General features: G+C 68.6%; 13 protein-coding genes. 3 read left to right on the forward strand and 10 right to left on the reverse strand.

Annotated elements, in window-relative coordinates; genetic code table 11:
- Nucleotides 1–19: 19 nt before the first annotated feature.
- From AB8P05_RS13355 to efp, 3 genes are all read right to left on the reverse strand, one after another.
- Entirely contained in the window at nucleotides 20–313 is a 294-nt protein-coding gene (locus AB8P05_RS13355) for an OmpA family protein (protein ID WP_472759349.1), read from the reverse strand.
- 589 nt (nucleotides 314–902) lie between these two features.
- Entirely contained in the window at nucleotides 903–1,700 is a 798-nt protein-coding gene (locus AB8P05_RS13360) for an inositol monophosphatase family protein (protein WP_149197337.1), read from the reverse strand.
- 97 nt (nucleotides 1,701–1,797) lie between these two features.
- Entirely contained in the window at nucleotides 1,798–2,364 is a 567-nt protein-coding gene (gene efp, locus AB8P05_RS13365; RefSeq protein ID WP_472758281.1) for an elongation factor P, read from the reverse strand.
- A 393-nt stretch (nucleotides 2,365–2,757) separates the two neighbouring features.
- Between efp and epmA the strand changes: the two genes are divergently transcribed.
- The gene (epmA, locus tag AB8P05_RS13370) at nucleotides 2,758–3,840 is read left to right on the forward strand and encodes an EF-P lysine aminoacylase EpmA (protein WP_472758282.1); all 1,083 of its coding nucleotides are present in this window, start codon (nucleotides 2,758–2,760) and stop codon (nucleotides 3,838–3,840) included.
- Between the two features lie 189 nt (nucleotides 3,841–4,029).
- On the opposite strand, the gene AB8P05_RS13375 is transcribed toward epmA, so the two are convergent.
- The 6 genes from AB8P05_RS13375 to AB8P05_RS13400 form a co-directional block, all read right to left on the reverse strand.
- Complete coding sequence (locus AB8P05_RS13375; RefSeq protein ID WP_455171234.1) at nucleotides 4,030–5,355, reverse strand: OmpP1/FadL family transporter; 1,326 nt, start codon at nucleotides 5,353–5,355, stop codon at nucleotides 4,030–4,032.
- 260 nt (nucleotides 5,356–5,615) lie between these two features.
- Nucleotides 5,616–6,422: a TSUP family transporter gene (locus AB8P05_RS13380; protein ID WP_472758283.1), complete on the reverse strand. Its 807-nt coding sequence runs from the start codon at nucleotides 6,420–6,422 to the stop codon at nucleotides 5,616–5,618.
- Nucleotides 6,423–6,465: 43 nt separating this feature from the next.
- Complete coding sequence (thiE, locus tag AB8P05_RS13385) at nucleotides 6,466–7,131, reverse strand: thiamine phosphate synthase (protein WP_455171236.1); 666 nt, start codon at nucleotides 7,129–7,131, stop codon at nucleotides 6,466–6,468.
- 3 nt (nucleotides 7,132–7,134) lie between these two features.
- Entirely contained in the window at nucleotides 7,135–8,064 is a 930-nt protein-coding gene (locus AB8P05_RS13390) for a class I fructose-bisphosphate aldolase (RefSeq protein WP_455171237.1), read from the reverse strand.
- 164 nt (nucleotides 8,065–8,228) lie between these two features.
- Complete coding sequence (locus tag AB8P05_RS13395) at nucleotides 8,229–8,471, reverse strand: hypothetical protein (protein WP_455171238.1); 243 nt, start codon at nucleotides 8,469–8,471, stop codon at nucleotides 8,229–8,231.
- Between the two features lie 110 nt (nucleotides 8,472–8,581).
- Nucleotides 8,582–8,926, reverse strand: coding sequence for a hypothetical protein (locus AB8P05_RS13400; RefSeq protein ID WP_472758284.1), 345 nt, complete (start codon nucleotides 8,924–8,926; stop codon nucleotides 8,582–8,584).
- A gap of 235 nt (nucleotides 8,927–9,161) precedes the next feature.
- Here AB8P05_RS13400 and AB8P05_RS13405 point away from each other — a divergent pair, with 235 nt between their 5' ends.
- Both AB8P05_RS13405 and AB8P05_RS13410 read left to right on the forward strand, forming a co-directional pair.
- The gene (locus tag AB8P05_RS13405) at nucleotides 9,162–9,596 is read left to right on the forward strand and encodes a toxin-antitoxin system HicB family antitoxin (RefSeq protein WP_472758285.1); all 435 of its coding nucleotides are present in this window, start codon (nucleotides 9,162–9,164) and stop codon (nucleotides 9,594–9,596) included.
- Nucleotides 9,597–9,767: 171 nt separating this feature from the next.
- Nucleotides 9,768–11,456 (forward strand): methyl-accepting chemotaxis protein, encoded by a 1,689-nt coding sequence (locus tag AB8P05_RS13410; protein WP_472758286.1) that lies wholly within the window; start codon nucleotides 9,768–9,770, stop codon nucleotides 11,454–11,456.
- A 200-nt stretch (nucleotides 11,457–11,656) separates the two neighbouring features.
- On the opposite strand, the gene gap is transcribed toward AB8P05_RS13410, so the two are convergent.
- Nucleotides 11,657–12,664 carry a type I glyceraldehyde-3-phosphate dehydrogenase gene (gene gap, locus AB8P05_RS13415; RefSeq protein ID WP_472758287.1) on the reverse strand — a complete coding sequence of 336 codons (1,008 nt, stop codon included), beginning with the start codon at nucleotides 12,662–12,664 and terminating at the stop codon, nucleotides 11,657–11,659.
- Nucleotides 12,665–12,697: the final 33 nt, after the last annotated feature.

Raw genomic sequence — 12,697 nt, forward strand, 5'->3', positions numbered from 1 at the left:
TGGGCCCACGGGTGGAGCGCTACTCGTTCAGGAAGACAACATCAATCCGGTCCGGCGCTCCGCCCGCCTCGTCGAGCCCCAGCGCGCGGACGTCGACGCGGCTGCTGCGGATCCCGAAGGCGGTCAGCCGCTCGCGCAGCGCCAGCGCCCGGGCCAGCGACCGCTGCCGCGCCTCGCGAGCCGTGTCGGCGGTGCCGCTGGCGTAGGAGCGCAGCTGCAGCCGGGCGGTGTCGCTGGCGCGCAGCCGCTCGACGATCCGGTCGACGGTGGCGTCGGCGGTATCCGGCAGATTGGTGGCGTCGGCCGGGAACACAAGGCTCAAAACGCTCGAAGGTGGCAGGCTCGCCGCAGGGGGTGCCGCTTCCGGGGGAGGGGGAGGGCCGCGGTGTCGGTCCGCGGCGTCGCCGGTTCGGCCCCGGGTGCCGGTGCCGGTGCCGCGGCGGGTGGCGGCGGCGCTGTGGCGACCGCGGGCGCGGACGGCGGAGCGGGTCGGGACGCGGGCGGTTGGGCCGGGCCTTCCGTCAGATCCGGCGGGGGCGGGGCGTCGAGCGGCTGCGGCAGGACGAGGCGCGGCGGTGCCTTGATCGCCGGCGGGGTGCGCAGGTTGGGGCGTGGCGGCACGGACAGCGGGACCGCATTCTCCAGCGTCAGCCCGGCGGCGACCTGGGCATTCGCCGGAGCCGCAGCCGAGAGGGCGGCAGGATGCAGCGCCCAGGCCGCGCACAGCGCGGCGGCGACGGCACGGTGTCTGCGGTCGGCGTGTCCCCAGCGGCCCAAAACGATGCGTCCCGTTAAACCCTTGTCGTGCAAAGCATAGCCTATCGATCGCACCAGCCACAACCGCTCATCCGTCCTGCCCCGGTGTGGGGCAGGACGGGCGGACGGCCGGTGCGGACCGGGGCTCAGCCCTTGGCGGACTTCAGCAGGCGGGCAACCGGGACCTGGAGGTGGCTGTTGGCGGCCAGCACGTTGCCGGTGAAGACCGGGTTGCGGCCACCCTCGATCTCGCCGACGAAGCCGCCGGCCTCGGTGACCATCAGCACGCCGGCGGCGCAGTCCCAGGGAGCCAGCCCGCGCTCCCAATAGGCGTCGAATCGGCCGGCGGCGGTGTAGGCGAGGTCGAGCGAGGCGGCGCCGAAGCGGCGGATGCCCGCGACCTCCTTCATCACCGCTTCCTGTTCCTTCAGGAAGGTGGCGTGGTCGCCGCGGCCCTTGAAGGGGATGCCGGTGGCGATCACGCAATCCTCCAGCCGGCGGCGTTCGGAAACGCGCAGGCGGGTGTGGTTGACGAAGGCGCCGGCACCCTTCTCCGCCCAGAACAGCTGGTCGCCGATGGGGGCGTAGATGACGCCGGCGACGATCTCGCCGTTGCGTTCCGCGGCGATGGAGATCGCCCAGTGCGGCAGGCCGTGCAGGAAGTTGGTGGTGCCGTCGAGCGGGTCGACGATCCAGCGCGCCTCGGCGTCGCTGCCCTTGGACGCGCCGCTCTCCTCCATCAGGAAGCCGAATTCGGGACGCGCCTTCTGCAGTTCCTCGCGCAGGGTGCGTTCGGCCTTCAGGTCGGCGGCGGACACGAAGTCGGCCGGCCCCTTGCGCGACACCTGGAGGTGTTCGACCTCGCCGAAGTCGCGGACGAGACCCCGGGCTGCCTTCTCGGCGGCGCGGACCATGACGTTGATGAGAGCGGAGCGGGTGGCCATGGGCGTTGGTGTACCGTTTTATGCAGGAACCAGAAAACAATACACCGGCCTCCGCGCGTGGCGAAGACCGGTGATGGCAGGACGGACCTTTGAAGGATCAGTCCTTCGCGCGCTCGACATACTCGCCGGTGGCGGTGTCGACGACGACGCGGGTCCCGGCCTCGATGTGCGGCGGAACCAGGATCGACACGCCGTTCTCCAGCTTGGCCGGCTTGTAGGAGGAAGAGGCCGTCTGGCCCTTCACCACCGGGTCGGATTCGGTGATCGTCAGCGTGACCTTGCCGGGGATCTCGACGCCCAGCGGCGAGCCTTCATGGCTCTGCACCGTGACTTCCATGCCGTCCTGCAGGAAGACGGCCGGGTCGCCGATGATGTCGCGCGGGATCGAGACCTGCTCGAAGCTTTCCTTGTCCATGAAGGTGAAGCTGTCACCTTCGGCGAAGAGGAAGGTCATCTCATGCTCGTCCAGGCGAGCGCGCTCAACGGTCTCCTGGGTGCGGAACCGCTCGATCGACTTGGTGCCGGTGCGAACGTCCTTCATTTCCAGCTGGATGAAGGCGCCGCCCTTGCCAGGCTGCACGATGGCGGTTTTGGTGATGACCCAGAGCTTACCGTTGTGCTCCAGCACATGGCCGGGGCGCATCGTGTTGGCATTGACCTTCATGGCTTACTCGTGAATTCCAAGATACGGGCGGCGCGGACCCTACCAGCTTGACCGCCCATAGGCAACGGCGCGGAACGGTAACCGCGTGCGATCCGGGCCGCCGGCGTGCGATTCTTTGCCGGCCGGGGGCGGAAATGCCGGCGAATCGGGTGGCCGATTTAGAATGGCTCCAGTAACGGAACATTTGGAACATCTCGCCGGCCTCTGTTCACTGTTCCATTCCCATCCGCCCAAGGTCCCGCCGTTAGCCCGGTGAGAGTAGCACGCAGCCATTCCCGGCGGTAGGCGCGTGCGCCAAAACCGGTGGCGGCAAGGCGGAAGCTGTGACCATTGGCGACCCGGCTTGAGTACGCCGCCCGTGGGTGTTCAGATGCACCGGCACCCCTTTCGACTTTGCAGAAGAGCGCGCCGCATGCCCGCCCCCCGATCCCCCGAGCTTCCCCCTGGCATCCCGAGGCGCTGGCCCGCCGCCGCCCCTATCTGGCGGCGCGCGGCCGGGTGCTGAACGCCGTCCGCCGCGTGTTCGAGGAGCTTGCCTTCGTCGAGGTGGACACGCCGGCCCTGCAGGTGTCGCCGGGGATGGAGCCGCATCTCCAGGCTTTCGCCACCGAGCTGAAGGGGCCCCATCCGGACGACCGCCGGCCCCTCTACCTGCACACCAGCCCGGAATTCGCCATGAAGAAGCTGCTGGTCGCGGGCGTGCCGCGGCTCTGGCAGCTGGCGCATGTCTACCGCAACGGCGAGCGGTCGGGCACCCATGCGCCGGAATTCTCGATGCTGGAGTGGTATCGGGCGGGCGACGGCTACCGCACGCTGATCGAGGACTGCCAGGAGCTGCTGCGGGCCGGGGCGGAAGCGGGCGGGCGGCGGAGCTTCGCGTTCCGCGGCATGACCTGCGACCCCTTCGGCGTCTGGCGGGTGCTGACCGTGCCGGACGCGTTCCGGGAGTATGCCGGCATCGATTTGATGGCGACCTATGACGGCAGCCACGATCCTGACCCGGCGGCGCTGGCGGCGGAGGCCGCGCGCATCGGCATCGCCCCGCATGAGGGCGACCGCTGGGAGGACATCGTCTTCCGCATCATGTTCGACCGGATCGAGCCGCATCTGGGCGAGGGCGTGCCCTGCGTGCTGACCGACTATCCGCTGTGCATGGCGGCGCTGTCGCGGCCGAAGCCGGAGGACCCGCGGCTGGCCGAACGGTTCGAGCTGTATGCCTGCGGCCTGGAACTGGCGAACGCCTTCGGCGAACTGACCGATCCGGCGGTGCAGCGCGCCCGCTTCGAGGCCGACATGGAATTGAAGGAGCGGCTGTACGGGGAGCGCTTCCCGGTGGACGAGGATTTCCTCGCGGCGCTGGAGCATGGCATGCCGCAGAGCAGCGGAATCGCCATGGGCTTCGACCGGCTGGCGATGCTGTGCAGCGGGGCCGAGAGCATCGAGCAGGTGCTGTGGCTGCCGGTGGCGGGGGTGTGAGGGAGGGCGGGGAAGACCGCTCCCTCTCCCGTCCCGGGAGAGGGAAGGGGCCCAAGCGGAGCTTGGGAAGGGTGAGGGGTGATCCGAGGATCGAAAATCCGGATCCGGAAATGCTTGTCCGGATTACCCCTCACCCTCCCGCCTTCGGCGGGTCCCTCCCTCTCCCGGGGCGGGAGAGGGTAGGATTGCTCAGAACGTGAACTTCGCCTGCAGGCCGATCAGGTCGATGCTGCTCTTGTACTCCGCGGTCAGGTTGCCGCGGCCGGTCTCGGGGCCGGTCAGGTCGTCGGTCAGGTTGACCGAGGCCTTCGGCACGAAGACGTGCGAGTAGGCGGCATCGACGCGCAGGCTGTCGGTCACCTGATAACCGGCGCCGACCGACAGCCAGTAGCGGTTCTGCTCCGGAATGCGGGGCGTGCGGTAGCTGACGTCGACGGCGCCCTTGTCGAAGGCGACGCCGCCGCGCAGCGTCAGCTTGTCGGTCACCTTGTAGGAGGTGCCCAGCGCGTAATACCAGGTGTCCTCCCAGTGCTCCTCCGTCACCGAGCTGAGCGCCGGGTTGGCGATGTTGACGCGCAGTTCCTTGAAGCGCGACCAGTTGGTCCACTGCACGTCGGCCATCACCGCCCAGCGGTCGTTAACCTCGTGATAGAGGCCGAGGGAGGCGATTTCCGGCGTGATCAGGTCGGCGTTGGCCCCCTGGGAGGGCAGGGCGCCGGCCAGCCCCGGCGGCAGGCCGGTGAAGGAGATGTTGCCGGTCAGCGTGTGCTTGACCGCCGAGCGGAAGCCGACGCCGATGCGCGTGCCCTTCATCGGTTCGATCAGGGCACCCAGCGAGACGCCCCAGCCCCAATCGTCGCCGGTCACGTCGCTCTTGACGTCGAGCGCGCCCGGACGGCCCAGCCGGCTGGCGCCGAAGTCGGACGACTGCGACAGCTTGGCCTTGGCGTACTGGATCTGCACGCCGCCGCCGATGGTGATCATCGGGTTGATCCGGTACGACACCGTCGGCACGAAATTGTAGGTGCGCAGGTCGGAGCGGATGCCGTGATAGCGGCCGATCCAGCTGTCGCCGTAATCGGTGACGAGGCCCCACGGGCCGTTGGCCGACAGGCCGACCTTCAGGTCGTCGTTGATCGAATAGACGAAATAGCCGGCCGGGACGATGGCGTCCTGCGCGATGTCGCCGGGCGAGGCGTTGCCGCTGATCGCGGTGCCGCCCAACTGGCGGGCGCGGGTGGCGCTGGCGCTTTCGACCTTCGACTTGACGATGACGCCGGTGGCGGTCTGCACCGCCTCGATCCCGGTCACCAGACCCATCGTCGCCGGATTGTAATACATGGAGCTGGCATCGCCGTTGCCGCCGGCGGTCACGCCGGCATAGGCGGTGCCCTGGCCCGAAACGCTCTGCTCCTTCAACGCAAAGCCGGCCGCGAACGACGTGGAGGCGGTCGCGATCGGTGCGGTCACCGCAAGGGCGGCAGCGGCGGTCATCAGGCGTGTCTTGAGCGTCATCGGAGACATCGTTCCTTCCCCAAATTGTGTTATTGACGCAATGATACACAAACTGACGCTTACGTAAAGAGCCGCTCACCACCTTTTTGTTGGCCACACAAGCAGTGTTGCGGGCTTGCACCGGAAGCGGAAGCCGGAATGGAGCGGGCACCACGAAAAGGCGCGGCCGGCGGGAGCGAACCCGCCGGCCGGAGCGCCGCCTCGCGGCGGAATCAGTCAGGAATTTCAGCGATCAAGGCGGTGCCGCCGCCCCCGGCGCCTCAGGCGATCCAGGAGATGGCGGCGGAGAAGATCTCGCGCAGGATGTTGTGTTCGTCGCTCCACACCAGCTTGGCGGTGATGACGATGGAGGCGACGACCAGCATCGGACGCACGACTCGGGCACCGTTGCGGATCACCATATGGGCGCCGGCCTGGGCGCCGATGTACTGCGCGACGCCCATCAGCAGCCCCACTGTCCAGAGCACATGGCCGCCGAGGATGAAGAACAGCAGCGAGGCGACGTTGCTGGTCAGGTTCAGCACCTTGGTGTGGGCGGTCGCCTTGCGCAGGTTGTGGCCCAGCAGCGAGACGAAGGCGATGGCGAAGAAGGTGCCGGTGCCCGGCCCGAAGAAGCCGTCGTAGAAGCCGATGCCGGTGCCGATGCTGAGCGCGAAGGCGTGCTCGCCGATGCGCTGATGGGCGTCGACGTCGCCGGCCTTGGGCGACACCAGCAGATAGATCGCGATGCCGATCAGCAGGATCGGGATGACGTCGCGCAGGAAGCTGGGATCGAGCATCTGCACCAGCGTGGCGCCGGCGCCGGCCCCGACGAAGGTGCAGAGGATCATCGTGCGCATGGCGGCGGGATTGACCTCGCCGCGGCGGATGAACTTGATGCTGGCCGACAGCGATCCGAAGCTGGACTGCAGCTTGCCGGTCGCCAGCGCCTCGGCGGGAGACAGGCCGGCGGACAGCAGGGCCGGAATGGTGAGGAGACCGCCGCCGCCGGCGATCGAATCGACGAATCCGGCCAGCAGCCCGACGGCGAACAGGATGCCCAGCGACTCGGGCGTCAGAAAATCCATGATATTGGGGAAGTCCAGGTAATCGGCCAGGCAATCGTCCAGCTCAGCCGGCGAGGGCGGCCTCGATGGCGGCGTTCAGTGCCCGGACCCCGGCACCCGGTCCCTGGGGATGGCCCCAGACGGCGTTGACCACGGCCAGGAAGTCGGCGCCCGCAGTGACCAGCGGCGCGCAATTCTCCGCGGTGATGCCGCCGATGGCGACGCAGGGCACCTCCATCAGCTCCGACCACCAGCTCAGCAGGTCCGGCTCCGCCTTGTACTCGGCCGTCTTGGTGGTGGTGGGGAAGAAGGCGCCGAAAGCGACGTAATCGGCCCCCTCCTCGCCGGCGATCATGGCGAGATGGCGGCTGTCGTGGCAGGTGACGCCGACGATGGCGTCGTTGCCCAGGATCTTGCGGGCCTCGCGATAGGGGGTGTCCTGCTGCCCGACATGGACGCCGTCGCAGCCGGTCTCCCGCGCGAGGCGCGGATGGTCGTTCAGGATGAAGGCGACGTCACGCTCCTGCGCGATGGGGCGCAGCAGGTCGCAGGCGCGACGGATGTCGTCCTCCGGGCAGTCCTTGAGGCGCAGCTGCACGCAGGCGACGTCGCCGGCGTCCAGCGCTTCCGTCAGAAGCGGCGCGAACGCCGCCGGCTCCAGGGCCGGCGGCGTCACGAGGTACAGACGGCAGGCGGGAGGTTCCGCCTGCGCCGGCTTTCCCTTGGCCAAGTGTTACTCCCGGCCCTGGTAGATCTTCATGATCCGGTCGAGCAGCTTGAGGGCATCCTCGCGCGGGCGCTGGAAGGCGTTGCGGCCGATGATCGAGCCGTTGCCGCCGCCGTCACGGATGGCGCGGGCATCCTCGAACACCGCATCCTCGCCCTTGGTGGCGCCGCCGGAGAAGACAACGATGCGGCGGCCGTTGAAGGTGCACTGCATGATGTGCTTCACGCGCTCGGCCTGGGTGCCGATGGCGATCTGCTTGGACTCGTAGACCTTCTTGGCCTCCGCCTGCTCCAGATGGGCCGACGGCAGCTTCACCTTGATGATGTGGGCGCCCAGCAGAGCGGCCATGTGGGCGGCGTAGCCGATCACGTCGATGGCCAGCTCGCCGTCCTTGGAGACGGCACCGCCGCGCGGGTAGGACCACAGCACGGTGGCGAGGCCGTAGGACTTGGCTTCCTTCGACAGCTCGCGGAACTCCTCGTACTGGTTGTACATGGAGTCGGAGCCGGGATAGATGGTGAAGCCGATGGCCGAGCAGCCCAGGCGCAGCGCGTCCTGGACCGAGGCGGTCACGGCCTGGTCGGCGTTTTCCTTCTGGGTGGACAGCGAGTTGGCGCTGTTCATCTTCAGGATCAGCGGGATCGAACCGGCGAAGGTGCCGGCGCCGGCTTCCAGCGAGCCCAGGGGAGCGGCGTAGGCGTTGCAGCCCGCGTCGATGGCCAGCTGGTAGTGATAGTGCGGGTCATAGCCGGCATCGTTCGGGCCGAAGCTGCGGGCCGGCCCATGCTCGAAGCCCTGGTCGACCGGCAGGATCACCAGCTTGCCGGTGCCGCCGAGCTTGCCTTCCATCAGGATGCGGGCGAGGTTCGCCTTGGTGCCGGGGTTGTCGCTCTCGTAGTTGGCGAGAATGTCTTTGACGCGGCGCGTGAGCTTCATTGTGGCTCTTCCCTGGGGCATTCTTGGAATGGCGCCGTCTTAGCCCGTATTCGGCCGTTTTGCAACGGCGGGAGGGGCATAAAGCGGCCATTTGCCACGTCTGAACGGCCTAGGGCATGCGGACGGGCCGCGCCCGCCGGGCGGGTGCCGCACCCACCAAGGGGTTAGGGCAGAAGGGTGTGCAGCGCGATGTACAACCCGTAGCCGGCGCCGCCCAGCACCGCCCAGGCCCCCGCGGTCAGCCCCACCCAGACCGCCACCAGACGGACGCCGCGCATCTTCTCCGGCCCGGCACCGGGGCCGGCGGAGCCCAGCCCGCCCCGTTCCGCCATCCGTCCGGCGGCGTGCCCCGGACGGTGAGGTTGCGCGATCGTCGACTCCGGTGGGGTCAGGGAGGTGATGCTCATGGGCGGGGCTTCCGGCATCGGAGGGAGGGCGCGGTGTCACAAAAATATCCTTACGCGACGTTACACCACCTTCGCGCGGCGAGGCTGTGCGAAAAAGCGGTAGTCCCGCCCTAACCTTGGTCGCGCGCCAGCCACCCGCGGCATAGGGCCTCCAGCGCGGCGGCGCGGCGCCGGCCCAGACCTTCGGCGGAGGCATGGGCCGCAAGATCGAGGACCGGCGGGCAGCGGGTCAGCAGCGCCGCGCCGCGGGCGGCGGCGATGGCGGCCAACCGCCCGGCCGCGTCGGGCCGGCCGGTGAACAGGACCAGCGGCAGGCCGGCCGCCAGCGCCGCCTGCGCCTCGCCGGCGCGGTCGCCGCAATCGAGCAGGCCGGCGACCTCCAGGCCGGGATGGGCCTTGCGGACGCGGTCCACCAGCCCGCACAGCCACGCGCCACCCGCCGCCGGCGGGGCCATCAGGACAAGGGGCGTCCCGGTTGAGTCGCCGGCCGCCGCGGCAACGCCTGCGGCGATCAGGGCGTCGTCCAGGCCGCTGACCAGGACGGGACGGAGGGGAGGGGGCGGTCATGGCCGCGCACTCTAGCCGCGGTGGGCGTCGGCCGGAACGGGCGAATCGGCGATCCGGGCCGGGCATGCTCCTGCGGTTGAGAGAATTGAGGCAGGTCAAACCCTGTGATCGCGGTCCCGGAGTATGGTCTGTCGCATCGGACCCAATCTCTGGGGACAGGGTGCCAGCGCGCCGGGGTCCGTTTCATGGGAATTGGTCCCCCGGGAATGCCGCGATGATGGAATACAAGGGTTACAAAGCCCAGATCGACTTCGACAACGACGCGGGCGTCTTCGTCGGCGAGGTCATCAACACCCACGACGGCATCACCTTTTCCGGCCGGTCTGTGGACGAACTGCGCGAATCCTTCCGCCGTGCGGTGGACGATTATCTCGACCTGTCCTGCGACATGGGCGGAGATGGGGGCAGCCCTTCTCCGGCCGGCTCGCCATCCGAATCAACCCGATCCTGCACCAGGCCATCGCCGACTGCGCCGCGCGCGAGGGCAAGAGCCTGTCGGCCTGGATCGCCGAATGCCTGGGCCGGGCGGCCGGGGTGGCGAAGGTGAAGACGGGCTGAGGATTCGCAGAATGCGACGCTGAATGCGTGCGCCGCTCGGGCGGATTGGCAATTTGGCATTCGGGTCGTGGGCCGGTCTTGCGCGCAGGCGTTGAGATGCGCCGGCACGTTCCTCTTGCCTGACTGGCATTGCACTTGCTCATATGCCCCCAAAGGATAAAGGGGAATCCGATGAGCGGACTGAAACTCACCCTGCGGGCGAAGCTGTGGGCGTTGGTCGGGCTGGCCGGCGCCATCTGCATCGCGCTCGCCGCCTCGGCATTGTGGCTGAACCAGCGCAGCACGCTGGAGGACCGCAAAGAGACGCTGCGCTCCGTCGTGCAGACCGCCCATGGGCTCGCCGCCGGCTACGACGCCGAGGTGAAGGCCGGACGCCTGACCCGCGAGCAGGCGTTCGAGCGGTTCAAGGCGAACATCAACACGATGTTCTACAACGGCAAGGACTATATCTTCGTCCTCGGCACCGCCTATCAGGCGGTCATCCACCCGGTCCGCCCGGACGTGATCGGCAAGGACCAGCGCGACATGAAGGACGCCAACGGCGTCTTCTTCTCGCGTGAGATGGTCGACACAGCCCGCAACAAGGGCGGGGGCTTCGTCGCCTACAGCTATCCCAAGGCCGGCGGCGACGTGCCGCTGCCCAAGCTCAGCTACGTCAAGATGTTCGAGCCGTGGCAGGTCGTCATCGGCACCGGCGTCTACATCGACGATCTGGACGCCCGCTTCATGCGCAGCCTGTGGACCATGGCGGCCATCGTCGGCGGGCTGGCCCTGCCGGTGGTGGCGCTGATCGCGCTGGTCGGCAACTCGATCAGCCGGCGCATCCGCCGCCTGTCCGACAGCATGCGCAGCCTCGCCGACGGCAACCTGTCGGCCATTGTGCCGGAGACCGGCAGCGGCGACGAACTGGGCGACATGGGCCGCGCCGTCGAGGTGTTCAAGGTGAATGCCGAGGCGAGCCGCCGCCTGGAGGCCGAGCAGGCCGAGTCCGCCCGCCGGGCCGAGGAGGACAAGCGCCAGTCGATGGACCGGCTGGCCGCGCGTTTCGAGGGGACGGTCGGCGGCATGATCCGCTCGGTCTCCTCCACCACCGACGAGCTGGGGCAGAAGGTGCGGGCGATGTCGCATGCGGCCGCGCAGACCAGCCAGCTCGCCGGGATCGTGGCCAGCGCCAGCGACGGCACCGCCGCCAACGTCCAGACCGTCGCCGCCGCGTCGGAACAGCTGTCCAGCTCCATCGTCGAGATCGGCCGGCAGGTGTCGGAGGCCAGCCGCGTCGCCAACGAGGCGGTCGGCATGGCGCAGGAGGCGACCGGCCGCATTGGCAGCCTTGCGGAAGCGGTCGACCGCATCGGCACGGTGGTCGGGCTGATCAACTCCATCGCCGGCCAGACCAACCTGCTGGCGCTCAACGCCACCATCGAGGCCGCGCGCGCCGGCGAGGCGGGCAAGGGCTTCGCGGTGGTCGCCAGCGAGGTGAAGGCGCTGGCCAACCAGACGGCGAAGGCGACCGACGAGATCGGCGGCCAGATGAGCGGCATCCAGACGGTGACCGGTCAGGCGGTGACGGAGATCCAGAAGGTCTCCACCGTGATCGAGCGGCTGAGCGCCATCGCCACCGCGATCTCCGCCGCCGTTGAGCAGCAGAACGCCGCCACCGCCGAGATCTCCCGCTCGGTCCAGCAGGCCGCCGCCGGCACGGGCGAGGTGTCGTCGAGCATCTCCGGCGTCACCGCCGCCTCCGACGAGAGCGGCCGCACCGCCCGCGAACTGGTGGAGGCGCTGGGCAAGCTGTCCGACGAAGCCGCCGGGCTGAACGCCCAGGTCGGGACCTTCCTGGCGACGGTTCGGGCGGCGTGAGGTTGCTGACAAAGCCCTTCTCCCCATCGCGGGAGAAGGGTTGGGATGAGGGGGCGGCCGCAGGCCGCGATAGGGACTGAGAATTGCGACCCCTCACCCCAACCCCTCTCCCACAGGGGGAAAGGGGCTTTGCTCAACCCCCGCACAACAAAAAAGGCGCCTTCCTTGCGGAAGGCGCCCTTTTCCTGCCGAAGCGAGGCTTACTTGGCGTTCGCCATGGCGACGGCGGTGTCGCTCATGCGGTTGGAGAAGCCCCACTCGTTGTCGTACCAGGTCATGATGCGGACGAAGTTGCCGTCGATGACCTTGGTCTCGTTCAGCGCGAAGATCGAGCTGTGCGGGTCGTGGTTGAAGTCGGTCGAGACCAGATCTTCGGTGTAGGCGCCCAGCACGCCCTTCAGCGGGCCGTTGGCGGCATCCGAGATCGCCTTGGTGATCTCTTCCACCGAGGTGGCGCGCTTGGCGGTGAACTTGAAGTCGACCACCGACACGTTCGGGGTCGGAACGCGCATGGCGGTGCCGTCCAGCTTGCCCTTCAGCTCCGGCAGCACCTTGCCGACCGCCTTGGCCGCACCGGTGGAGGTCGGGATCATGTTCAGGGCCGCCGCGCGGGCGCGGTGCAGGTCCTTGTGGTTGGTGTCGACGATCCGCTGGTCACCCGTGTAGGAGTGGATCGTGGTCATGAAGCCCTTCTCGATGCCCACCAGATTGTGGAGGACATGCGCGACCGGGGCCAGGCAGTTGGTGGTGCACGACGCGTTCGAGACGATCTTGTGCTCGGCGGTCAGCTTGTCGTGGTTGACGCCGTAGACGACGGTGATGTCCTCGTCGGTGGCCGGGGCCGAGATCAGGACCTTCTGCGCACCGGCTTCCAGGTGCTTGGCGGCATCGGCGCGCTTGGTGAAGATGCCCGAGCATTCCATGGCGATCTCGACGCCGAGATCCTTCCACGGCAGCTTGGCCGGGTCACGCTCCTGCACGACCTTGATGGAGTGGCCGTTGACGATCAGGACGCCCTCGCCCGTCTCGATGGTGCCGGGGAAGCGGCCGTGGACGCTGTCGTACTTCAGCAGGTGCGCGTTGGCCTTCAGATCGGCCAGGTCGTTGATCGCCACGACCTCCACGTCCTTGCGGCCGCTCTCGTAGATGGCGCGCAGAACCAGACGGCCGATGCGGCCAAAACCGTTGATCGCTACCCGTACAGCCATGACTTCCTCCAGTTGGATATGGGGCGCCCGAAT

Source organism: Azospirillum sp. VT-I1, from assembly GCF_055698305.1.